Annotated in this window: 32 protein-coding genes; 23 read left to right on the top strand and 9 right to left on the bottom strand. The window is 32.8% G+C overall.

Going from position 1 to position 22751, the window contains the following annotated elements; all coding sequences use genetic code 11:
- Window positions 1-27 precede the first annotated feature (27 nt).
- The 15 genes from V7S50_RS15845 (at window position 28) to V7S50_RS15775 (ending at window position 13159) form a co-directional block, all read left to right on the top strand.
- Window positions 28-1182, top strand: coding sequence for a DUF418 domain-containing protein (locus V7S50_RS15845; RefSeq protein ID WP_242252891.1), 1155 nt, complete (start codon window positions 28-30; stop codon window positions 1180-1182).
- Between the two features lie 155 nt (window positions 1183-1337).
- On the top strand, window positions 1338-1946 hold the full coding sequence (locus V7S50_RS15840; protein WP_242252892.1) for a hypothetical protein: 609 nt from the start codon (window positions 1338-1340) through the stop codon (window positions 1944-1946).
- Between the two features lie 20 nt (window positions 1947-1966).
- Window positions 1967-3214, top strand: a complete 1248-nt coding sequence (locus V7S50_RS15835; protein ID WP_242252893.1) for a glutathionylspermidine synthase family protein — start codon at window positions 1967-1969, stop codon at window positions 3212-3214.
- Between the two features lie 216 nt (window positions 3215-3430).
- On the top strand, window positions 3431-4231 hold the full coding sequence (gene aacC / locus V7S50_RS15830) for a BA2930 family N-acetyltransferase (protein WP_142332774.1): 801 nt from the start codon (window positions 3431-3433) through the stop codon (window positions 4229-4231).
- A gap of 12 nt (window positions 4232-4243) precedes the next feature.
- A complete protein-coding gene (locus tag V7S50_RS15825) occupies window positions 4244-4933 on the top strand; it encodes a phosphopantothenoylcysteine decarboxylase domain-containing protein (RefSeq protein WP_242252894.1) in 690 nt (229 codons plus the stop codon).
- Between the two features lie 137 nt (window positions 4934-5070).
- On the top strand, window positions 5071-5544 hold the full coding sequence (locus V7S50_RS15820) for a tetratricopeptide repeat protein (RefSeq protein WP_000400626.1): 474 nt from the start codon (window positions 5071-5073) through the stop codon (window positions 5542-5544).
- Window positions 5545-5556: 12 nt separating this feature from the next.
- Complete coding sequence (locus V7S50_RS15815) at window positions 5557-6609, top strand: hypothetical protein (protein ID WP_242252895.1); 1053 nt, start codon at window positions 5557-5559, stop codon at window positions 6607-6609.
- A 117-nt stretch (window positions 6610-6726) separates the two neighbouring features.
- On the top strand, window positions 6727-7236 hold the full coding sequence (locus tag V7S50_RS15810) for a DUF402 domain-containing protein (protein ID WP_242252896.1): 510 nt from the start codon (window positions 6727-6729) through the stop codon (window positions 7234-7236).
- A 208-nt stretch (window positions 7237-7444) separates the two neighbouring features.
- Window positions 7445-8035 (top strand): TetR/AcrR family transcriptional regulator, encoded by a 591-nt coding sequence (locus V7S50_RS15805; RefSeq protein ID WP_063221543.1) that lies wholly within the window; start codon window positions 7445-7447, stop codon window positions 8033-8035.
- Window positions 8032-8760, top strand: a complete 729-nt coding sequence (locus tag V7S50_RS15800; protein ID WP_242252897.1) for a hypothetical protein — start codon at window positions 8032-8034, stop codon at window positions 8758-8760. Before V7S50_RS15805 ends, V7S50_RS15800 begins: the two co-directional genes overlap by 4 nt.
- Before the next feature lie 227 nt (window positions 8761-8987).
- Complete coding sequence (locus V7S50_RS15795) at window positions 8988-9743, top strand: ABC transporter ATP-binding protein (protein ID WP_242252899.1); 756 nt, start codon at window positions 8988-8990, stop codon at window positions 9741-9743.
- A gap of 15 nt (window positions 9744-9758) precedes the next feature.
- A complete protein-coding gene (locus V7S50_RS15790) occupies window positions 9759-10745 on the top strand; it encodes an aliphatic sulfonate ABC transporter substrate-binding protein (RefSeq protein WP_242252900.1) in 987 nt (328 codons plus the stop codon).
- Window positions 10746-10761: 16 nt separating this feature from the next.
- Complete coding sequence (locus V7S50_RS15785) at window positions 10762-11610, top strand: ABC transporter permease (protein WP_242252901.1); 849 nt, start codon at window positions 10762-10764, stop codon at window positions 11608-11610.
- Between the two features lie 76 nt (window positions 11611-11686).
- The gene (ssuD, locus tag V7S50_RS15780; protein ID WP_242252902.1) at window positions 11687-12799 is read left to right on the top strand and encodes an FMNH2-dependent alkanesulfonate monooxygenase; all 1113 of its coding nucleotides are present in this window, start codon (window positions 11687-11689) and stop codon (window positions 12797-12799) included.
- 267 nt (window positions 12800-13066) lie between these two features.
- On the top strand, window positions 13067-13159 hold the full coding sequence (locus tag V7S50_RS15775) for a putative holin-like toxin (protein WP_001289320.1): 93 nt from the start codon (window positions 13067-13069) through the stop codon (window positions 13157-13159).
- A 228-nt stretch (window positions 13160-13387) separates the two neighbouring features.
- On the opposite strand, the gene V7S50_RS15770 is transcribed toward V7S50_RS15775, so the two are convergent.
- Window positions 13388-14209: an HNH endonuclease gene (locus V7S50_RS15770; RefSeq protein ID WP_063221537.1), complete on the bottom strand. Its 822-nt coding sequence runs from the start codon at window positions 14207-14209 to the stop codon at window positions 13388-13390.
- A gap of 149 nt (window positions 14210-14358) precedes the next feature.
- On the opposite strand from V7S50_RS15770, the gene V7S50_RS15765 reads away from it, so the two are divergent.
- Window positions 14359-15444, top strand: coding sequence for an AI-2E family transporter (locus V7S50_RS15765; RefSeq protein WP_000837885.1), 1086 nt, complete (start codon window positions 14359-14361; stop codon window positions 15442-15444).
- Between the two features lie 241 nt (window positions 15445-15685).
- Here V7S50_RS15765 and V7S50_RS15760 read toward each other — a convergent pair whose 3' ends face one another.
- From V7S50_RS15760 to V7S50_RS15735, 6 genes are read right to left on the bottom strand one after another with little or no spacing between them, the layout of a single operon-like run.
- Complete coding sequence (locus tag V7S50_RS15760; protein ID WP_063221536.1) at window positions 15686-15826, bottom strand: YrzI family small protein; 141 nt, start codon at window positions 15824-15826, stop codon at window positions 15686-15688.
- Window positions 15827-15852: 26 nt separating this feature from the next.
- Window positions 15853-15993 carry a YrzI family small protein gene (locus V7S50_RS15755; RefSeq protein ID WP_000669812.1) on the bottom strand — a complete coding sequence of 47 codons (141 nt, stop codon included), beginning with the start codon at window positions 15991-15993 and terminating at the stop codon, window positions 15853-15855.
- 25 nt (window positions 15994-16018) lie between these two features.
- On the bottom strand, window positions 16019-16162 hold the full coding sequence (locus tag V7S50_RS15750; RefSeq protein WP_063221535.1) for a YrzI family small protein: 144 nt from the start codon (window positions 16160-16162) through the stop codon (window positions 16019-16021).
- A 26-nt stretch (window positions 16163-16188) separates the two neighbouring features.
- Window positions 16189-16332, bottom strand: coding sequence for a YrzI family small protein (locus tag V7S50_RS15745; RefSeq protein ID WP_242252903.1), 144 nt, complete (start codon window positions 16330-16332; stop codon window positions 16189-16191).
- A gap of 28 nt (window positions 16333-16360) precedes the next feature.
- Window positions 16361-16504 (bottom strand): YrzI family small protein, encoded by a 144-nt coding sequence (locus tag V7S50_RS15740; protein ID WP_000142717.1) that lies wholly within the window; start codon window positions 16502-16504, stop codon window positions 16361-16363.
- Window positions 16505-16531: 27 nt separating this feature from the next.
- Complete coding sequence (locus V7S50_RS15735; protein WP_144612070.1) at window positions 16532-16672, bottom strand: YrzI family small protein; 141 nt, start codon at window positions 16670-16672, stop codon at window positions 16532-16534.
- Window positions 16673-17112: 440 nt separating this feature from the next.
- Here V7S50_RS15735 and V7S50_RS15730 point away from each other — a divergent pair, with 440 nt between their 5' ends.
- The 7 genes from V7S50_RS15730 to V7S50_RS15700 all read left to right on the top strand — a co-directional run bounded on the left by V7S50_RS15730 (window position 17113) and on the right by V7S50_RS15700 (window position 21398).
- Window positions 17113-17697 carry a DUF4825 domain-containing protein gene (locus V7S50_RS15730; RefSeq protein WP_309258931.1) on the top strand — a complete coding sequence of 195 codons (585 nt, stop codon included), beginning with the start codon at window positions 17113-17115 and terminating at the stop codon, window positions 17695-17697.
- A gap of 23 nt (window positions 17698-17720) precedes the next feature.
- Complete coding sequence (locus V7S50_RS15725) at window positions 17721-18209, top strand: hypothetical protein (RefSeq protein ID WP_242252905.1); 489 nt, start codon at window positions 17721-17723, stop codon at window positions 18207-18209.
- A gap of 123 nt (window positions 18210-18332) precedes the next feature.
- Entirely contained in the window at window positions 18333-18713 is a 381-nt protein-coding gene (locus V7S50_RS15720; RefSeq protein WP_242252906.1) for a GntR family transcriptional regulator, read from the top strand.
- The gene (locus V7S50_RS15715; protein WP_242252908.1) at window positions 18710-19582 is read left to right on the top strand and encodes an ATP-binding cassette domain-containing protein; all 873 of its coding nucleotides are present in this window, start codon (window positions 18710-18712) and stop codon (window positions 19580-19582) included. The genes V7S50_RS15720 and V7S50_RS15715 overlap by 4 nt, the downstream gene beginning before the upstream one ends.
- Window positions 19579-20250, top strand: a complete 672-nt coding sequence (locus tag V7S50_RS15710) for a DUF4052 family protein (protein WP_242252910.1) — start codon at window positions 19579-19581, stop codon at window positions 20248-20250. The genes V7S50_RS15715 and V7S50_RS15710 overlap by 4 nt, the downstream gene beginning before the upstream one ends.
- Window positions 20251-20291: 41 nt before the next feature.
- Complete coding sequence (locus V7S50_RS15705; protein WP_242252912.1) at window positions 20292-20771, top strand: cytochrome c biogenesis protein CcdC; 480 nt, start codon at window positions 20292-20294, stop codon at window positions 20769-20771.
- Between the two features lie 117 nt (window positions 20772-20888).
- Entirely contained in the window at window positions 20889-21398 is a 510-nt protein-coding gene (locus V7S50_RS15700; protein ID WP_242252914.1) for a 2'-5' RNA ligase family protein, read from the top strand.
- Window positions 21399-21404: 6 nt separating this feature from the next.
- Here the strand turns inward: V7S50_RS15700 and coaW are convergent, their stop codons facing one another.
- Window positions 21405-22235, bottom strand: coding sequence for a type II pantothenate kinase (coaW, locus tag V7S50_RS15695; protein ID WP_242252916.1), 831 nt, complete (start codon window positions 22233-22235; stop codon window positions 21405-21407).
- Between the two features lie 92 nt (window positions 22236-22327).
- Complete coding sequence (locus V7S50_RS15690) at window positions 22328-22726, bottom strand: 3-hydroxyacyl-ACP dehydratase FabZ family protein (protein WP_242252918.1); 399 nt, start codon at window positions 22724-22726, stop codon at window positions 22328-22330.
- Window positions 22727-22751: the final 25 nt, after the last annotated feature.

Below are 22751 nucleotides of genomic sequence, written 5' to 3'. Positions count from 1 at the left end.
AGTTGATGCTAAGGAAGGAAGCAAAATATGAGTAAATCTATAAGTAATGGAACAATTGAGAAGAAGCGTGCAGTCTCATTAGATTTAGCAAGGGGTACAATGTTACTATTAATCGTACTTGCTCATGCACCGCTTTACTTATATGCTGCAGATCCTGGAATTATGCATATGGTGGAAAGCGGTAATTTCTTTGATCAAATTGTAAACCTTTTTGGTATATTCATAATTGATAACCGTGCACGGGCAATGTTTGCCGTATTATTAGGCTACGGTTTGGTTCTAGCGCTTGAAGGGCAAATATCAAAAGGGATAGATGAAAATCAGGCTGTAAAAATAGTAAGAAGACGCTCTTTGTATTTAATACTGTTCGGGATTGTGTTAGCGGTCTTAATTGGTGGGCAAGATATTCTTATGGCCTATGGTGTAGCGGGGATTCTTGTTAGTCCACTATTAAAGTGTAAAATGAAAACATTAATTCGAACATTTACGATTATCACTATATTGTATATCATTTTTATTCCAATAATATGGGGATTTAATATGCAAGCAATAGGCGATTACGGTTTTTCACCAGATGTTTCAGCAAAAGACACGTATCTTAGTACTACCATGTTACGATTACTTTTCTTTCCTGTTATACCTGTTCTCATCCATGTTATGTTCCCGATAATTCCTTCTGTAATTCTTGGTTTGTGGATTGCTAAATATCGGTTACTAATAAAACCAGAGCAACATTTGAAAAAATTATATTTTATAACAATTATAGGATTATCAATTTCCTTAGTAGGTGCTTTGCCACTATCTTTTGTAGGGACTATATGGTATCCAAGTGTATTTGCAGCTGGAATGATAAATGGAATCCATATTGTAACTGGAATTGTTGGAGGATTAGCATATGCAACAGGTTTCGGAATAATAGGGAGTAAATTAAAAAATCTAGGGTACTTTAGCCTTGCATTGATCGCTTTAGGAAAGCGTTCATTAACATTTTTTGTTTTGAATGAGGCACTGCTTGTTATACTTTTATCACCTGTAGCATTTGATTTAGGAGGGTATGTAAGTATCACTCTCGCTGCATTGATAGCTATAAGTATTTGGATATCTTCTGTCATATTAGCTACAATAATGGAAAAAAATAATCTCAATGGACCATTAGAGATTTTATTGAGACGTTTATTATAGTATGTATAATATAATAATAGTTCGTTTTTATTTAGGGAATAAAAAGCAAAAGATGCAAATGTGCATAAAATGTTTAGTTTGAAAACATTAATATTTACATTATATAATAAAGTTATCTGGAAAAATATAGATAAAAGAAATTAGGTGTATAACACATGAGAATGGATAAAAGTAAATTTATAAAAATTGCTACTTCAATAGGGGTGTCATCTTTTTTATTAACTGGCTGTGGTGATTATGAAGAAGAAACTGCACAGAAAGAAAGTACTGCTGTTAAAACAGATGGTGCAAAGCAAGGGAATGAACAAGAAAATTTAAATTGTGATGATAAAACTCCTACTAATGAAAATGTAGAAAATGATGAGTTATGTAAGGAATTTAATCCGTCATTTTCATCGTATCATGAAAACTCACATTTACCGATACTTCCATTCGTAGCAGGATATTTATTAGCAAGCAGAACTTCAAATATGAATTTTACAGCAAAACCAAATGTAATGAAGAAACCGTATGCAAATAATGTTATTCCATATCGTGAAAAAGACGAACGTAGAACTGGTGGCAGCGGTGGTGGAGGGTATTACGGTGGAACTAACAGTAACAACAACTCTTCCAATAAAGTGGATTTAAATAAACAACAGTCAAATCCAACAAATAAAGTGACGCCAGATACAAATACGCCGAAATCATCTACGACACAAACACCAAAAGTGAATTCTGGTTCCAGTGGAATTGGGAACGCAAAAGCGCCAGCTGGATCATAATATGAAAGGATAATAGAACCATGTATACAGAACAAGAACAGAAAGAGTATATGAAAGTATGGTTTTCTCTTGCAGAAGAGGCTGGTCGGAATGGATTTACTTGGCCGAGTCTATTAGAGAATGATGAATGGAACCAATATATGGCAACAGGTATGTATCGTATGGCAGTAAACACATATACTGCTATTTCAAAAGCGACAGAAGAAATCATGTACGTGTTATATAGAACGTATCAATATATTGTAAATACGACAGAAGATTTTCAAAAACTAGGATTCCCAGCTGAAACGTGGGAAATTGCGAGAATGAAACATACTGGTTTGTTTTCATATTTTACAAGATTTGACTTTATCGTAAACGGTGAAGATATAAAGTTAATAGAAGTAAATTGTGATACACCAACAGGTTATTTAGAACCGTCTGTCGCTAATGAAGTGTTGTGTCGTTATCATGATGTAAGTCATCCAAACCATATAGAAGAGCATATAGTGCAGGCATGGCAACAAATTAAACATGACTATAGTATAAATCCTAGAGAAACAATATATTTTACTAGTTATGATTGGCACGAGGAAGACCATCAAACAGTACAGTTTTTAAGAAACTATTGTTTAGATCAATCAACAGATTATATAGGAATACAAGATATCGTCGTTGCAGATGATGGTATATATACGCCAAATGGTGAACGAATCCATTATTTATATAGACTATATCCAATTGAATATTTAGTTTCAGATACTGATAAAAACGGGAAAAGAATTGGACTCCAGTTTTTAGATCATATAGCGCAAGGAAGAGTGAAAATCATTAATCCACCGGCTGCTTTTCTTATGCAAAATAAAAGTATACTCGCATTAATTTGGCAACTTTACGAAGAAGAAGTTTTCTTTGAGGAAGAAGATCGAGGAATCATTCAGAAATACTTCCTACCAACATATTTTACAAATAAACCATTTATAGAAAAAAATGAATCATATGTTTCTAAACCTTTATACGGCCGTGAAGGCGGAGGGGTATCTATATACAAAAATGATGAACTATTAGCTGAAGATAAAACAGAGTATTACTTTGAACAACGGAAAATATATCAGCAATATATAGAAATGCCTGACTATACAATTGACACATGGGATGGTCCATATACCGGTAAACTATTAATTGGGTCACACTGCATAAGCGGAAGAGCCGCAGGGTTATTTTTACGTGTAGGTGAGAAAATAACAGGAAACTTATCGATGTTTACAGGGGTTACAATTGAAGGGTAAATGAAACAAAGAGCTTATCATTTTTGATGAGCTCTTTGTTTCTATATAGTGTTATTATTGTTTGGATGTAACGCCTTTATGTTTCTTCTTTTGTTATATAAAATCAATATATTACCATTTTTTACGTAGATAAAAATGATTAAGTTAAAAATTAAGAAAAATATGATAATATATGTATGTAGTAGTTTAAAATAAAATGGGGGAACAATCGTGAAAATGAATGACATAGTGGCAAGTACACAATTGCCAAATACAATCAAAACAATTACAAATGATTTAAGAAAATTAGGGTTAGAAAAAGGGATGACGGTTATTGTGCATTCTTCGCTAAGTTCTATCGGCTGGATATCTGGTGGAGCGGTTGCGGTAGTTGAAGCATTAATGAAAGTTGTTACAAAAGAAGGAACAATCATTATGCCAACGCAATCTTCAGATTTATCCGATCCGAAACATTGGTCAAGACCGCCTGTACCTGAAGACTGGTGGCAGATTATCCGTGATAATGTCCCAGCGTATGACCCACGAATAACACCAACAAGAGGCATGGGGGAAATAGTTGAATGTTTTCGTACATATCCGAATGTAGTTCGTAGCAATCATCCATTAGGGAGTTTTGCTGCATGGGGAAAACACGCAGAAGAAATAACGATAAATCAGTCACTATCGATGAGTTTAGGAGAGGAATCTCCACTAAGAAAAATATATGATTTAGACGGGTACATATTATTAATTGGTGTTGGCTATGATTCCAACACGTCTGTACATTTATCTGAAGTACGTTCTGGTGCATGTGAGTTAATTAAAGTGGGGGCACCTATTATAGAAAATAGTGAAAGAGTATGGAAAGAGTTTGTGGATATGGATTACGATTCTGATAAGTTTGTAGAAATCGGAGTGGCGTTTGAGCAAAAAGGTACTGTAACAATGGGGAAAATAGGAAACGCAAAGTGTCGTCTTATGAAACAACGAGATATCGTTGACTTTGGGACAGAATGGTTTCGTAAGAAAAATCAGTAAGGGATGGTTACAATGAAGGGGAAAAAGGTATTAATTACAAGTGGTGGTTGTTTAGAAAAATGGGACCAAGTGCGTGGTCATACGAATATGGCAAAAGGAACAATTGGAAGAATAATTGCTGAAGAGCTTATAAGTAAAGGAGCGCATGTTATATATTTACACGGTTATTTTGCCGAGAAACCAAACGATATAAATAATCAATTAGAATTACACCCATTTGAAGGAATTGTTGATTTACAAGATAAAATGAAAAGTATCATTACGCATGAAAAGGTTGATGCAGTCATTATGGCAGCGGCTGGATCAGATTGGATTGTGGACAAGATTTGTGATCAAGATGGGAATGTTCTTGATATGAATGGAAAAATTTCAAGTGATATAGCGCCAATTATTCATTTTCAAAAGGCGCCGAAAGTATTAAAACAAATAAAAAAGTGGGATCCAGAAACAGTGCTCGTAGGCTTTAAGCTTGAAAGTGATGTAAATGAAGAAGAACTGTTTGAAAGAGCAAAAAATAGAATGGAAGAAGCAAAGGCGAGTATAATAATTGCGAATTCACCACATTCTTTATATTCGCGCGGAGCAGTACACTACGTAATTGGACAAGACGGGAAAGGGAAGCTATGTAATGGGAAAGATGAAACAGCGAAAGAAATTGTCAAAAGGTTAGAAGTACTATGTAATCACATTACTGCTTTTTAATTTTAAGTATTTGGATAAGAGTAAATCCGCATAGTATATATAGGTAAGCGAAACTTTAATTTATGGGAATTTTACTTTTACACAAACGTTAAACATTCAAAATGGATACATAGAATAATTGGTGAGGAGTGAATTCTATGGAACATTTATTAAAGCAAGCTATTAAACTCCGGAAAGAAAAGAAATATGCGCAGTCTAAAGAGATACTCATTGGATTAACAAACTTTACGAGAGATGCAGAAGTACTTTATCAATGTGCCTGGATACATGATGTAATGGGTCTTGAAACAGAAGCTATGCCATACTATGAACAGGCAATTGCAAACGGTCTTGAAGGTGAGTCACTTTGCGGCGCATATATCGGCCTTGGTAGTACATATCGTTGTATAGGGGAGTATGACAAAGCAATTACTGTTTTAGAAACAGGTTTACAGCAGTTTCCAGATAACGATGTGATGAAAGTATTTTTGTCATTAGCAAAATATAATGTAAACGATCATGAATCCGCGATGAAATTACTACTTGAAACAGTCGTAAAAGTAGAAGAAGTTAAAGAATTTGAACGTGCTATTTCATTTTATAAAGACCATTTAAACGAGGTTTTTAAATAGAGGAGTGGACGTATGAATGTCACACTTTCGCTAAGGCGAAAAGGTATCTGGATTGGACTCGTATCTTTAATCTTGTTATCAAACTATTTATTATATGCTCTTCCGATTGTACCAACTACTCCGAAAGAAGTTGTTCTTGGATCATTATTAGATTGCATGTTTGTAATTCCGGTCATTACGTATTTCTTTATTATTCGAAAAAGATACTCGTTAACGTATATATTTCCTGTTGTAATAGCTGGTTATATATTTGCAAGATTTATTATTCCAAGGGATTATTTACAAGCTTTTTCATACGTTTCTTATATTATAGTAGCAGGAGAAATTGCTTTTGTATGTTTAGAGTTATTCCTTCTATATAAAATTGTTAGAAAGCTTCCTACCATAATAAAAAAATATAAAGAATATAAAAGTGAGTATTCTTCATTTTCTTATGCAATTGATGCTGCGTTTGACGCTACTATGAAAAGAAATAAATTAATAGATATTATTGTAACGGAGTGTAAGTTAATCTATTATGCATTTTTATCGTGGCGTGAAAAAGTATCAGAAGGTGAATCCGTATACTCATATCACAAAAAGACTGGTGCAATAGGTGTATATATCATGATCATCCATGCGACCTTAATAGAAAGTATCGGTTTTCATTATTTGTTTCATCAATGGAATCCAGTAGTAGCATGGGTGTTACTTATTTTAAACGTATATGCAATGTTTTATTTTTTAGCTGAAATACAAGCAATGCGTAAAAATCCAATTATTGTTGCGAAAGAAAAAATAATTATTCAAATTGGATTAGGAAAGAAAATTGTTTTACCATTTTCACAAATAGATAAAATTGCGTTTTATAAAGGCGAACCTTTAAAAAAAGAGAAAGAAGTTCTTGACGCAACGGTGATGGAATTTATAAAGGAACCTCCAACATTTGAAATAACGCTAAAAGAGCCAGTGAAAGCACAATTGTTATATGGATTTTCTAAAACAGTAAGTCGTGTTCACTTAAATGTTGATGAGGAACGGAACTTTTATGATGTGGTAACAGAGAAATTGAAACATGGACAGTGAAAAACTCCTTCTAAATAAGAGGGAGTTTTTATTGTGTAATTGGAGACCAAACACTTCTTTATCGCTATATAAATGGATATAATTAAGATTAGAAATAGCATAAGGGGAAAAAAAAGAATGAATAAATTACTAACACTTAAAAGTAAAATTGTAGAAAGAAAAATCAGGTATGACTCGACCGTAGTAGATCACACTTGCTTATTACTTGAAAAGCAGTTGCAAAGTATCGTGTTATTTCATGAGGTTCAGTATTCATTTACAATGACTACACATAGTACGAGTTTAACAATCCCAAAAGGAAGTTACACCATTGCATACTACTGGGAAGATCGTCCGTACAATTTATACATATGGAGAGATCAAAATGGAATGTATTTAGGCTCTTATTTTAATGTTGTAAAAAATACGCAAATAACAGACGAACTAGTTTCATTTGAAGACTTAATTATTGATATTTTGGTACTTCCAAGCGGAGAATATTTTATTTTAGATGAAGATGAGTTACCTGAGCCTTTAGAGGGTTTTGAGGGTGGCTATGTGAATGAAGCTCTTTATGTATTAGAGGAAATAATTCAAAAGACGCTTCCTCAAATGATTGTAGAGACAGAAATGGTGAGGTTAAACTAAAGTGAAATTGATTTGAAAAGAAAATATGTGTTTAATGAAATTGAGTAGTCTTAAGTTATATGATCTAACTTTTTTGATAAGTCTAAGGTTAGATGTATATTTCTTGGGATTACTCTTTTTTGTGGAAACGAATATTGACTGAATATAGTTCAGTCGTTTATGGTTGAATCAGATTCAGTCGCAGAGAAAACATACTAGGAGATGACGTATGAAAAGAATATCAAAAGAACCAGATATAAGAAGGCAAGAGTTAATGGATATTGGATTTGAACTATATATGAAAAATGGTATGAAAGGATTTGGCATAAAAGATGTTGTGAATCATGCTGGTGTAGCAACGGGCTTATTTTATTATTACTTCAAGTCTAAAGAGAATTTTGTTGATGAAGTATTAAATGATTTTATTGTGAAAAATATGAAGTTAATTGAAGAAATACTTATTTCTAATGAACGATCTGTCATGCAAAAGATGAAAGATTCTCTAAATATATTTTGGACATTTATCGAAAAATTAGCACCTTATAAAAATGTGAGTTCGTTTCAGACGGAACAACATTTTCAACTGGAACAGAAATTATTTACGCGAATGCAGCCATTAATTCGACAAGTGATTGAAGAAGGGGTAAAAACAGGGGTTTTTAATACTGTTAACTCATTATTAGCTTCAGGATTTATTTTATACGGTCTTAGTAGTATTGCCCATTCAGACGCGAATTTGAATTTAGATACGAAGCAAGAAATGGTTAATTTAGTATTAAATACACTACGATACGATCAAAGAGAAGGAGAATGTATATGAAGATTATAATTGATGGAAACAATATTTCGAATGAACAACTTACAAAGTGGAAAAGAGAACGTATTAAAAAAGTTTTAAATACATTAGGACATAAAGAACTGGAATTAAATGATACAGACGTTATGATAAAAAAACTAACGGAACTAAAGTTAAATTATTCATCCAATGAAATGTATGATAAGTTAAAATCTAAACTTAAATTAAGTGAAATGGGTATGCGTATTTGTACTGTTTTATCTGGCGATAGACGAAAATTTTCAAAAACAAGTATCTATTTAGATGGGATTACAGCAGAAGAAGCGATAAATGGAATTGATAGTTTTATGCTTGAACAATCGAGTGAAAATGATCAAGTGAATTTATCAGCTTGTCCTGATCACTATGTATTAAGACCCTTTGGGCAAAATGAATTAGAGGTTATCGAAACTACTGGTAATTCTCCGTTTCCAGTTCGATTTTTTATTGTTTTTGGTGACGAAACGGGATTGAAGACACCTAGAGATAAGTCTTATCAATACCAATCAACAGGTGTTGCACGTATGAAAGACGGTACTACTATTGGTGGAGTTCGACATCAATTCAAAGATACAGACACTGGTATAGAAGTAAGTCTAGTTGTAGAGTTCCCAGCACTTTGTCCTAATAGTCTTATTAAATCGCATCAAATGCATTTGGCATGTGAGTTTTCTTATTGGTTACAGTGGATTAAGGACCATAAAAAATAATTTTCAAATAAACAACAGTCAAGATGTTTAAACAAATCATACGTATGTTTTAATAAAACCGAGTTGACTTATCGGAAAAATTTGTATAATATGTACTTAATTCCATTACGTATTGCTGATTGGAGAAACCAAAGGCATTTTATCTATTGATAAAATGCCTTTGGTTTTTTTATTGCATAAATACTGAATCTGTTCATTTAGATGAATCATTTCAAGGAGGGGGAAAAGTGACTGTATTAATTGATGGAGTATCAAAATATTTTTCGAAACAAACTCGTACTGTTCAAGTATTAGAGAATATTAATTTTCAATTAGAGAAAGGGGATTTTGTTACAGTAATTGGTCCAAGTGGTTGCGGAAAAAGTACACTATTAAAAATTATTGCAGGTTTAGACAGCGATTTTGAAGGAGAAATCATTATTGACGGAGAGCGTATAACAAAACCGAGTAAGAAGCAAGGATTTATATTTCAAGAGCATCGATTGTTTCCATGGCTAACAGTGGAAGAAAATATTGCAGCTGATTTGTCATTAAAAGATAAGTATGTGAAGGATAAGGTAAAGGAATGGGTTGAAATTGTTCGGTTAGACGGTTTTGAAAAATCATATCCGAAAGAAATATCAGGCGGGATGTCACAACGTGTTGCGATTGCAAGAGCGTTGCTAAGAGATCCCAATGTATTATTGCTTGATGAACCATTTGGAGCATTGGATGCATTTACCCGAAGTCATTTGCAAGAAGTACTGCTCAACATTTGGGAACAAAAAAAGACGACAATGATATTCGTTACACATGATATAGACGAAGCAATATATCTTTCGAACAGAATTGTTATCATGAGTGCAAAGCCTGGAAAAATACATAAAGTGATTGAAAATAATTTACCTTATCCGCGTAGTAAAACTTCGGAGTCATTCCAAGAAATTCGAAGGAAAGTATTACAGCAGTTTGAACACGGAGGACTAATTCAAACAAGTATATAGGGAAAGAGTGAGTATATGTATAAAAAAATCAAAGTTCTTTCTTTTGCTTTAGCTATTTCTTTATTTTTATTTGGATGTGAAAAAAGCACAGCAAGTAGTAAGAAGGAAGATGTAACAGTACAAATTGGTATTCAGCAAGGATTAAGTCCACTATTACTCGCACAGAAAAAAGGCTGGTTTGAAGAAGAGTTTAAAAAAGAAGGCGTTAAAGTGAAGTGGACAGAGTTCCAAAGCGGGCCTCCTTATTTTGAAGCAATTGCATCAAATCGATTAGACTTTGGTGAAGTTGGGAACTCCCCAGTTATTTCAGCTCAAGCAGCTGGTATTGAATTTTCCGAAATCGCTAATACAAGTTATGCGAGAAAAGGAACAGGGATTCTTGTACAAAAGGATAGCAAGATTACGAGTTTCAAACAATTAAAAGGTAAAAAAATTGCTGTTGCAAAAGGAAGTAGCGCTTTTAATTTATTGTATCGAGCGCTAGATAAAGAAGGTATCAATGCGAAAGATGTAAATGTCATTCAGTTACAACCAGATGAAGCGCAGCCAGCATTTGAATCAGGATCAGTAGATGCATGGGCAATTTGGGATCCTTTCATATCGTTACATACGGTAAATAAAGGAGCGAAGGTGATTACAGATGGTGAACTATTAAATGTATCTTCTCCAGAGTTTTTAATTACGAGAACAAAATTTGCGAAAGAGCATCCAGAATTAGTTGAGAAATTCCTTAAAGTATATGAAAAAGCACGTGTATGGCAAGATGAAAACTTGGATGAAGCAATAAAAATATACACTTCTGCAAAGAAAATAGATGCAGAGATTGTAAAAGAAGTGTTTAATCACGACAAACCCATTTTAGTTCCAGTAACGAAAGAAATAATAGCAGAACAGCAAAAAACAGCGGATTTTCAATATAAGCTCGGTTCTATAAAGAAAGAAATCAAGACCGATAAAGTGGTAGATAATTCTTTCGTAGAAAAAGCGTTAAAGGCAAAATGAAGAGAGGTTTTGTAAATTGGATAATACGAAAGCTGTTATGAAACCAACGAGTATAACAATTGGTAATAACGATGTAAAGAAAGTGCGAAAGACAAAAGTAAAAGTGTTAGTAAGAGCGATTACTATACCAATTATCGTATTAATAATTTGGCAGTTAGCCGGCGTATTCGGTCTAGTTTCTAAAACAGTTTTACCAACGCCGCTAGATATATTTTTAGCTTGTCAAGAAATTATAAAAACAGGAGAGTTATTCGGTCATTTAAGTATTAGTGTATTCAGGGCTGCGGCTGGGTTCTTTATTGGCGGGAGTTTAGGAATTATTTTAGGGACAATTGTTGGGTTTTCAACGAGAAGTGAGCAATATTTAGATCCGTCAGTACAAATGTTAAGAACTGTGCCTCACTTAGCTGTTGCACCGCTTTTCGTATTATGGTTCGGTTTTGGGGAAACATCGAAAGTGTTATTAATTGCAGATGGTGCTTTTTTTCCTTTATACGTAAACGCGTTTCTAGGAATACGAGGTGTAGATTCAAAGTTATTTGATGTTGCGAGAGTATTAGAGTTTAGTAAAAGAAAATTAATTACAAAATTAATTTTACCTGCCGCATTACCGAACCTATTACTAGGAGCAAGATTATCATTAGGAGTTGCATGGGTGAGTTTAGTAGTAGCGGAACTTATGGGATCTACAGAAGGTATTGGCTATATGATAATGGATGCAAGGCAATTTTCCAATACAGATATCGTATTTGTCGGTATTATTATCTTTGCATTCGTTGGGAAGTTTTCTGATTCAATCGTACGTTTACTAGAAGTGAAGTTTTTAAGATGGCGAGATAATTTTAAAGGAGAGATAGGAAATTAACATATAAATTATTAGGGGTAATTTATATAGAGTGTTTTAGTATACGTTTTAATATAACTAAGGGGTGTGTAAAGACATGGAATTATTATGGTTTATTCCAGCGTATGGAGATGGTCGATATTTGGGGACGACAAAAAGAGGAAGGGCCGCTGAATACGGTTACTATAAGCAGGTTGCACAAGCAGCAGATTATTTAGGGTATACAGGTGTGTTACTTCCAACTGGTCAAGGTTGTGAAGATCCATGGGTATTAGCATCGGCACTTGCAGCTGAGACAGAGAAATTAAAGTTTTTAGTAGCAGTTAGACCAGGGCTAATGTCACCGACAGTTGCAGCGAGGATGGCATCGACATTTGATAGAATCTCAGACGGAAGACTACTTATTAATGTAGTCGCTGGAGGAGATCCAGTTGAATTACAAGGAGATGGATTGTATCTTGAACATGATGAAAGATATGAAGCAGCAGATGAGTTTTTAAAAGTTTGGAAATCGACGCTGCAAGGGGAAACGATCTCTTTAGAAGGAAAACATATTAAAGTTACGGATAGTAAAGTTGTATTTCCTACGGTTCAAACACCGTATCCACCAATTTATTTTGGCGGATCGTCTGCTGCGGGTAAAGAAGTGGCTGCTGAACATAGTGATGTATATTTAACGTGGGGAGAGCCGCCAGAGCAAGTGAAAGAGAAAATAGATGAAGTAAGAAAACTGGCAGAAGACAAGGGGCGTAAGGTGCGATTTGGCATCAGGTTACATGTAATTGTAAGAGAGACAGAAGAAGAAGCATGGGAAGAGGCAGAACGTTTAATTCAATATGTAGATAACGAAACAATTGAGCTTGCTCAAAAGACATTTGCAAGATATGATTCAGTTGGTCAAAAACGAATGACTCATTTAAATGAAGGTACACGGGAGTCGTTAGAGATAAGTCCTAACTTATGGGCTGGCATCGGGCTTGTAAGAGGTGGTGCAGGTACTGCGCTTGTTGGGGATCCGTATACAGTAGCAGAAAGGATAAAAGAATATGAAGCGTTAGGAATTGATACTTTTGTATTATCTGGATATCCTCATTTAGAAGAGGCCTATGAAGTGGCGGAACTGTTATTTCCTTTATTGAAAGAAGAAAAGGAACAAGAAAAGAAAATTGTTGGCGAAATGATAGCTGATGCATTTACACTAAAAAAATAATGAGAAATAAAGTGAAACTTTAATCCTTTGGGTGAATTGTCCCAAAGGATTATTAGTTGAACCAATCGGGCATTAACAGGCAGTTTCACCTATGCTTTACTTCGTATTGTTTACTGCCTGTTAATACGGGATAAAAAAACTCGCAAGTAATTCGCTTGCGGGTTTTCATCGTAAACTATTAGAAAATATGGTAAAATTAAATAGTAACTTAAGGTACGGTTGGTTGTTCAATTATCACTTCTCCAAGTAGGAGGGGGGTGATAATAAGTGAGTGAAATAGCGTTGTTATTGCAAGGTGGACTGTTTCTCGTTGCATTGTTAACGTTCGTCGTCGTTTTAATAGACAAGCTCAAAAAATAACAACCCACCTATGCCAATAGAATGTGGGTTGTTTTGTTTGTAAGAAACAAATAGGATAAATGAACAATCCAATCTGCTAAGTTACGTAGACTAGTGTGTAGCCGCACACTAGTCTTTTTTATTTATATACAATTAATAATTGGTTTATGTGATTGTATTGTTCTTTTCATACTTATTATAACACAGTGTCTTTTCATCAAGAAAGGAGACCGTATGTTCTGATTTCGATTAAATAGAAGAGGTTTTTTCTTTAAATAGCCCATCCATATACTGTTTTAAAGTTTGGATATAAAATTCCTGCCTATCTACATTATTTACGCCGACAATGGGTGATGAAAGTTCATATCTCTTTTCTGATAAATGAACGACAACGTCAAAGATATCAAATAGACGAATGAAACAGAACAGGCCATCTTTATCACTTAATAAAATAAAATAATGGTTTTCACTATTTGTATTTAATGTATTCCATAAAGAACTTTTACTTAAATCGCGAACGATGCTCTTTTCTTTTAATTCCATGAAGTCGGCATTTACTAGAATATTAGAAATATCAATTGCATCTGGATCTTCAAAATAGCCATCAACAGCTTGTACAGCGAAAGCATAAGCCATTTTTAAAATACTCATTTTATATTTACGGTTATCTAAAAGTAATTCACGTTGAATAGAGCTAGCTACTTTCGTTACACGTTCTTCTTTCCAAATTTCATTATGTAGTGAAATATCGTGCTTTTTACATAGTTTCATAATTAATGCATTGGAATAAAGTATTTCATCACTTACTTCAACAACATCTGTCTCAGCCGCTGCAAGTTCCTCACCATGCTCATTCGTATAGAGTGGGGAGTCAATCTGTTTTTTCATTTGTTCAATCTTAAATTGACTTAATTTATGCCGAATTAAGGGGCGATCAATATTTGTTGTCATTTGTTCATGACAAGTATCACAAATTGAGTTTGTGAAATAATATCCACATAATATTTCTGGGATGACATATTGTTCACTAAGTTCTTTCGTATCTTTTCTGCAAATGATGCATTGTGTCATTTTTATCACCTTTACCTGCAAATTTGTATGTAATCTCATTGTAGTGTATTTATTGGTATTTTGGAATATTGTAAAGGAAAATATTATGTGAAATTCTTGCTTATTTTGGTACAATGAAGAGAAGTGCTAGTTTAAAGGAGGACGTTTTTTTGAAATCGAAAGTGCACTTTTGGACATTAGAAGTGCTAATGGTTGTAGCGATCATATTTATTTGCACAAAAATATCGTTTCTATTTCAACCGATTGGTATCTTCATATCAACGTTGTTTTTCCCAATTTTAATCGCGCTTTTTTTATACTTCATATTTAATCCGGTATTAGTCTTTTTGGAGGATAAAAAAGTACCTAGAAATTTAGCGATTTTACTGTTATATCTTTTTATCATAACATTAACTGCGGTTGGAGTTGGAGTAGTTGTTCCAACGATCTCACAACAGCTAATGGATTTAGTAAAAAATATGCCAGGATATATAAAAGAGGGAAAAGTATACATACAGGATTTATCCCATCATAGATTGTTTGAATGGTTATCTACCCAAAACTATGTTTCCATTGAAACAATTGAAAAAAATGCAATTGAATACTTAAAGGATATACCAAACACAATAACGTCGAGTGCAACGGCTTTATTTGGTATAATCACGAACGTGGCATTAGTTATCTTTACAGTACCGTTCATTTTATTTTATATGTTTAAAGATGGACATGCGTTTCCAGGAAAAGCAGTTAGCTTGTTACCGGAATCATACCGTGAAGAGGGGCTTCGTATCATTAAGGAAACGAACGAAACATTATCTGCATATATTCAAGGTCAAGCGCTCGTTTGTATATTTGTAGGTGCTTTTACTTTTATCGGTTATTTAATTATCGATTTACCGTACGCTTTTGTTTTAGGAATTATAGCAGCATTTACAAATATAATTCCAAACTTAGGTCCATTTATTGGTGCAGCACCAGCTGTTATTGTAGGTCTGTTCGTATCTCCGATGCAAGCGTTGTACGTAATTATTATCGTAACAATTGTACAGCAGTTTGAAAGTAACATCATTTCACCGCGTATTATGAGCTCAAAATTAAATATCCATCCGTTAACAATTATTATTTTAATTTTAGGGGTAGGTAACTTCGCGGGAATTATCGGAATGATTTTAGCAGTGCCAGTTTATGCAGTAACGAAAACAGTTGTATCAAACTTGGTGAGATTGTTTAAGACGAAGCGAAGTAATAGAAAATAGTATATGTTAAGAAAGATACACCGCTTTTTAAGTGGTGTATCTTTTTGTTTATTAATCAATGTTAAAAGTGTATGAATAACATTTTATTGTATATTTATTATACATTAAATGTAACGGTAAACTTGTGTGATATAACGTCTATAAAACTATGTGGAATCCCTCTGAACTATCCAAATCATTTCCTTACAACGTACTATCAACATCATAATCGACTCCTTTCAATATTTATATTTTTAAAGAATTATAGGTGAGTGTAGTAGTTGCTTCTACGATCTCGAATTTCGTCCATAATCTTTTTGTATTGTTGCTCTTGTTTTAATTCAGCTTCAGAAAGGCTTTTTTTCTGGATTGTAATTGTTAAAAAGAAAAGGTGAAACTTCATGATACATTCCTCCTTTCGAAAGGAATTTATAGATGGCTACAGTAGTGACTTTGACGTTCTTTTACATCTTCCATAGCTTTATTAATTTGATGGTCATGCAATATCTCACTGTCTGAGAACTTAGTTTTTTGAATGGTAATCGTTAAAAAGAATACTTTAAATTTCATTTGATAATTCCCCTTTATAAGTTAATTAGAAAAGACGTGTGTAATAAGAAGCTTGACGCTCTTTTACGTGGTCCATAATAGATTGAATGTGTTGCTCACGCAAAATTTCCTTTTGTGAAAGCTTACGTTTTTGAATGGTGATGGTTAAAAAGAATGCTTTAAATTTCATGAAGGCATTGCTCCTTTATAAGTGATTTAGAAAAGACGTGTGTAATAAGAAGCTTGACGCTCTTTTACATCATCCATAATGTTTTGAACGTGTTGTTCATGTGAAATCTCATTCTGTGAAAGCTTACGTTTTTGGATGGTGATGGTTAAAAAGAATGCTTTAAATTTCATGAAGGTATTTCTCCTTAAAAATATATTTTTAATACATGTGCGTATAGTATGAACTTTTAATGTCAGTCATTTTATCAGTCAGTTGTTTTAATTGTTGTTTACGAATGATTTCAGCTTCAGATAAAGTGTTTTTCTGAAGTACAGTCGTAAAAAAGAAAATATGAAAAGTCATAAATGAATTCCTCCTTTCGAAAAGGAATTACAGGTGATCACAATAAAGTGCTTGGCGCTCCTTAACATCATTCATTGCTTTTTCAATTTGCTTATTATGAAAAATTTCATCCTTGGAAATTGTATTTCTTTGAATCGTAATACTTAAAAACAATACGCTAATAGTCATCGAATGTTGCTCCTTTCATTAAAAAATAATGTAAGAGACTAAAAAATCGCACAAAAAAGCCACAGGAAGATATAGTTCTCCTATGGCTTGGCGTGAAAAAGCCACAGGAAAGTATACGACCTCCTGTGGCGAATTTATGAATTAATAGAAATAAAGTACGATTTTCAATTCTCCATTAGGGTGGTCGAATTCATATTTAATTGTCCAGAAAACACAGGTGCAGTTAACGCTAAAGTTAAAGCATGTAATTGTAATTTCATCATTTCCTTCGACCTCCTTTTAGAATATTTTTCTTACGTTAGTAAGTATATACAATTAATGGATAATTGTAAACATGAAAATTGAAAATTTTTAATTTTGATTAAAATGCGTATGTTTTAAAGGGATTTGATAAGTACTATTGTAATTAAAGAAATAGTGATAAAAATGGGGGATGCTAAATGAAATATATGCATCGTAATGTCATTGTTATGCTAACAATTTTTTTATTTATTACGACTTGTTCAAGCGGAGAAAGAATAAAAGAAATATCAGATATGGAACCAAGTGATTTAAAAAAATATGCTGGGACATACGTTGGTAATAATTCAGATGTAGTTGCAATTGTTAATCATTTACCGGGTGGTGAAACAATTCAAAGTATAAGTTTAGAGAATGAAGGTATAAAGGTGAACTATGGTGCAAAAGGGAATGGAACCCTTACAGAAGACATGGTTGAGACGTATTGGTTTGATGGTAAGGATACGGTGAAGAAGAATTTTGTCTTTAATATCACTTATCTTGTCATTTTAGTACCAAATGCAAAAGGTTATGAGTTTCAAGTGGAAAATAAAAAGTTTACGGTGAAAAGAGAAGAAATACGACCAATCTTGTATGAAAATTTTAATGATTTTCCAAACGAAGATGATATATGGGATAAAAAGAAAGTAGTAAAGTTCCTTAATGATAATAACGAAAAAATTAATAGGCTTGTGAATGATAAAGATTTCCGAAAATCTTTATTTGTTAAATATCCAGTAAAGTAGTCGAAATAATTGGAGTGACAAAGATGGAGTTAGTATACAAAATTTCTTATCATAGAATGCAGGATCATTATTTACCTAAGTTCATACAGACAATTAGCCTCGTTAGTGAAGAAGATTTGTGGAAGGAAGGGAACTCTATTAATTCAATTGGTAGAATCGTATTGCATATTTGTGAACATATACAAAGAAATACTAATCGTTATAAAAATCAAAATATAGTTTTTGAAAAGGAAATTGAGGAGTATTTTCCAGTAAAACGACAACATACTGAAGTTTTGCTACAGTACGTTGAAGAAGTATTTGGTGAATGGAGAAAAGCATATATACAAGCATGGGAAGAAAAAAGACATATTGATCTTCATAGTTTATTACATTTAGTGGAGCACACAAGTTATCATTTAGGGCAAATAGTAGATCGTACAAAGTCAATAAAAGGACAACAATTTAACTTTTGTCAAAATGGTATAAATGAAAAGAATTTGAGAACAAGAGTTGAAACTTCGAAATTTTAGAAAGAGAGTCATTCGTTTAAGAATGGCTCTTTTTTTGTAAAAGAAATTTATGGAAATAAGTAATTTAATGTGATATGGTTAATTACATAAGTAATGAACCTATGAACCTAAGGTGGTGAAATTGTGAAACCTACTCTAGAGCAAAATAAATTAATATACTTACAAATTGCAGAAACGATTGAGTCTGATATTTTAAAAGACATATTACTAGAAGAAGAACAAGTTCCATCAACAAATCAATTTGCGAAGATGTTACAAATAAATCCAGCTACTGCAGCTAAAGGGGTAAATGTATTAGTGGATGAAGGGATTTTATATAAAAAGAGAGGGATCGGGATGTTTGTTACAAAGGGAGCGAAAGAAGTCGTACTTAAAAAAAGACAAAACACTTTTATGACCGAATATTTACCTAAAGTGTGGGAAGAAGCAAAAGTATTAGAAATATCCAATGATGAATTGATGGATATGATTCGAAAAATTACGAAGGAGGGGAAAGAGGGATGATTGCACTTGAAACGAAGGATATAACGAAAAAATATAAAAAGAAAGTAGCTGTAAATGAAGTTACGATTTCATTGGAAGAGCATAAAATATATGGTTTGCTTGGAAGAAATGGAGCAGGAAAAACGACACTATTAAATTTACTTGCAGGCCAAATTACTTCAAGCAGTGGAAGTATATCAATATTTGGTGAAAATGTTTTTGAAAATAGTAAAGCGATGCAGAATATTTGTTTCGTTAGAGTGAAAGAAGAAGCTCATTTAAGTTATAAAGTAAAAGAAATTTTTAAGTTATGTAACATGTTTTATAAAAATTGGAATCAGCAGTTTGCTGAAGAACTAGCGGGCAAATTTCAGCTTAATATGACAGAGAAATATCACAAACTATCACATGGCATGCAAACGGTCGTCGGAATTATTCAAGGACTGGCAAGTAGAGCGCCAATTACAATTTTTGATGAACCAACTACAGGTTTAGACGCAGCACATCGTGAGTTATTTTATAGTTTACTATTAGAAGATTACGGCAAGTATCCAAGAACAATTATATTATCAACACATTTAGTAGAAGAAGTAACTCATGTTATCGAAGAGGTAATTATCATAAAAGAAGGAAGGCTGGTTGTTCAATCATCAGTGGATGATTTATTACAACAAGGTCATATTATTTCAGGGAAAAAAGATAAAGTGGATGAGTTTTCAATCAATAAAAAAGTTATAAATCGAGAAGTTTATGGAAATAAGGGGATTGTTGTTTTATGGGAAGAGCTTTCTAATGAAGATTATTATTCTCTTGAAAAAGAAGGGCTACTGATTGATAGAATTACATTACAAAAACTATTTATTCACATAACTGGCGGTGAAATAAAATGACGATTTTAATGAAGCAGTTGAAGTTACATATAAATTTTCATTATAAAGCAATTTTAATATTTTGGATTACAGCATTACTTATAAAAGGAATTACAAGTGTAATGGATTTGAGAGAAATAAGAGAAGGATTTTTACAACATATATTAAATAATCCTTCGATTGCAATTACACTGTTTATAGTAGTAAGTACTTTTATCATACAGGATGATGTGTTTCGTTTAGTGGTTTCATTTGGAGTAACGAGATTACAGTTTTTCATTGGATCAGTTTTCTATATCTTATTACAAGCTGTGGTTTTCTCATTCCTTCAAGTGATTTTTTTTAAAAATACATTGTATAGTACAGTAAATATTAGTTTAGGAGAACAATCAGTTAAACAGTTTATTGTACAACTATTATTGTATGTTACAATAGCAACTTTCTTTCAAGTAGTAGTAGTGATTAAGAAACGTTTTAAGTGGATTGGTCTTATGATTGGTGGAACATTTTTTATATCATTGAATAGTGTGCTTTATGCAGAAGTAGGAATACAGGATTTAAATTCTACATCTAATCTATCTTTAATAGATATCCCATACTTTATTGTCATTTCAATTATATTAACTATCGTCTATGTCGTGACTAGCGGTATATTTATTCGAAAGGTATCATTTGAGCAAACAATTTAAAATATAATTAAGTATATATTTGAGGAGAGTAGGAAAGACAAATGGGAGACACTTCTTCACTAATTACAGTCTTTTTATACATTGCACTACTAATATTTTGGCGTCGTTATCGTTCTATGCATAAGCCAATAAAAGGAGCAGGAAAACGTATTTTATGGCCATTACTATTTTTAACGCCAGGTATTGTGTGGTTTTTTGGTCCCGTACATCCAGCTATATTACAAGTGGCTATAGCAGCATTTATTGGGATTCTTTTCTCTGTACCACTTATAGCACTAACAAATTATGAGCGAAGAGATGATGGGAATATTTATACGAAAAAAAGTGTAGCCTTTTTAATTACTTTTATTGCACTTGTTGTTTTAAGATATGGTTCAAGACAATTTATCGTTGATTTAGATCAACAAACGATTGGTTTATTATTTTACGTAGTTGCAGTATCGTATATTATTCCATGGAGAATTACTTGTTATATAAAGTTTAGAAAAGTTTGGCGAGAAAATAGTAATCATGTTATATGAAAACTTCTCATTTGAGAAGTTTTTTATTTTTACATGTAAGTAAAATAATTTGTTGAAGTGCAAGACAGTTATAGAATATGATACATATTAAAATAAGGGAAAGTAGAGAGGATAAAAATGCGTACAATTTTAGTTTTTCTAAATAATATGTCCATCGATAAAATAGAGAACATTAGACAAATACATGATCCTTTATTTGAATTAATTCCAACGCATATAACAGTTGTATTTCCGTTTAAGAGTAATATTTCAAATGATGAATTAAAATCTCATATTTTGAATTTAGCAAAAGGGATAGGCAAAATTGAAATTGAGTTTGCAAATTGTATCAATAATGTAGGAAACTATTTGTATTTGGAAGTGGAGAGAGGGAAAGAACAGATAGAAGAATTACACGCTAAATTATATACAGGTCCTTTGCTACAATTTTTGAGAGCAGATATTCTATACATACCGCATGTAACAGTGGGAAGAAAAAGTAGTGAGGAGTTAGCTGCTAAAGTAGCCAAGGATATTCGTAGTTTACCTGAAAAGTTACAATGTGTAATTGATAGAATTAGTGTAGAGCGAATTGGAGAGGGTGGAGAATCAATTATTGAATTTGAAGTACCGTTGCAAAAAAGCTGACAAAAGTCAGCTTTTTTTATTCGTAGCATGAAGTAAAGCACCAATCGCACCGCTATTACCACCATCTCGTAAAAAGATTGGTGTTTTATTTTGATATTTTGTGTAGCTACTAATAATATTTTGAAGGTGTACATTATTACATAGAGTCGAACCAATATAAATAATATGGTCAATGTTTTTTGTTTCGGCGAATTGAAGGCTTAATGCAGTAACGACTTCACCGACAAGTCCTTGTACAGTAGCAAGTATATCTGAGCTATTATAATTTGATTCTATAGTAGCCGCTTTACCAAAATTGCTTGCAGTTAAACTATTATCAATAGGGGAGAGAATACCACCATAAATATCTCCAACCGTAATATCTAGTTCTTTTCTAGAACCTATTTTTGTTAAAGGAATCACATCTTCAAAATCATCTATATTTGTTAATAATTTTGAAAGCCCCATAATAGTACCGCCACCAACACCAGTTCCACCAGCTCGAATATATTTGTCATTATAAACGTAATGAATAGAAGTACCTGTGCCGATATTCGTTAAAATGAAGTTGTTTATATCATATTTTTCTTTTTTTAATATGTATTGGACACCTACAAGAGTAGCTTCAAATTCGTTTAGTTCTACTATTTTATATGAGTCTGAAAGTAGTTGCTGTAATTGTTTTGCTTTACCACCTGTAATACATATTTGTTTTTTACCAGCGTTTTTCTTAAGCCAATCTATTATTTTATCTTGTTCATTTGAATAAAATTTTTCAAAAGCTAATTGCTTTTTTCTGTTCAAATAAGCAATTTTTGTTAATGTTCCACCAGCATCGATACCGATAGTACTTTCCATTTTCCTGCTCCTAACTAAGTAATTTGTTTACTCTGTTCATGTTGATGAGACGAATTTGTAGGAGATAGATACCCTGGTGAATGAAAACGTCTCTATTCTGCTTGATATATTAATAGCTTTTCTATCGTTACAATCGGCTGATTATTAACGGTTGCGGTACCTTTACCGAGAATAAAACCTCGGCGATTGCGAGTTAACTCATAATGCAAATCAAGTTCATCACCGGGATATGCTTTTTCATGGAACATAACCCCATCTAGCGAGGAGAGGAAGCCTAGTCCTTCAGATTCGCTTGTATGTACAAATGCACTAAGCTGAGCAAGTGCTTCTACAATTAACATATGAGGCATATGTTTTTGACTATCATTTATAAACCATTCGTTATTTGTAATGAGTTTATATCCTGTAACGGATTCACCTTGTTTTACATTTGTTACTTTATCAATCATTAAAAATGGATAGCGATGAGGAAGAGTGTCTTTAATATGCATATGAAAGTACCTCCAATGAATAATA

The sequence above is a fragment of the Bacillus sp. CCNWLW194 genome (assembly GCF_037120585.1).
GTDB classification, from domain to species: Bacteria; Bacillota; Bacilli; order Bacillales; family Bacillaceae_G; genus Bacillus_A; species Bacillus_A basilensis.
This window is presented reverse-complemented; position numbering and strand designations above follow the sequence as displayed.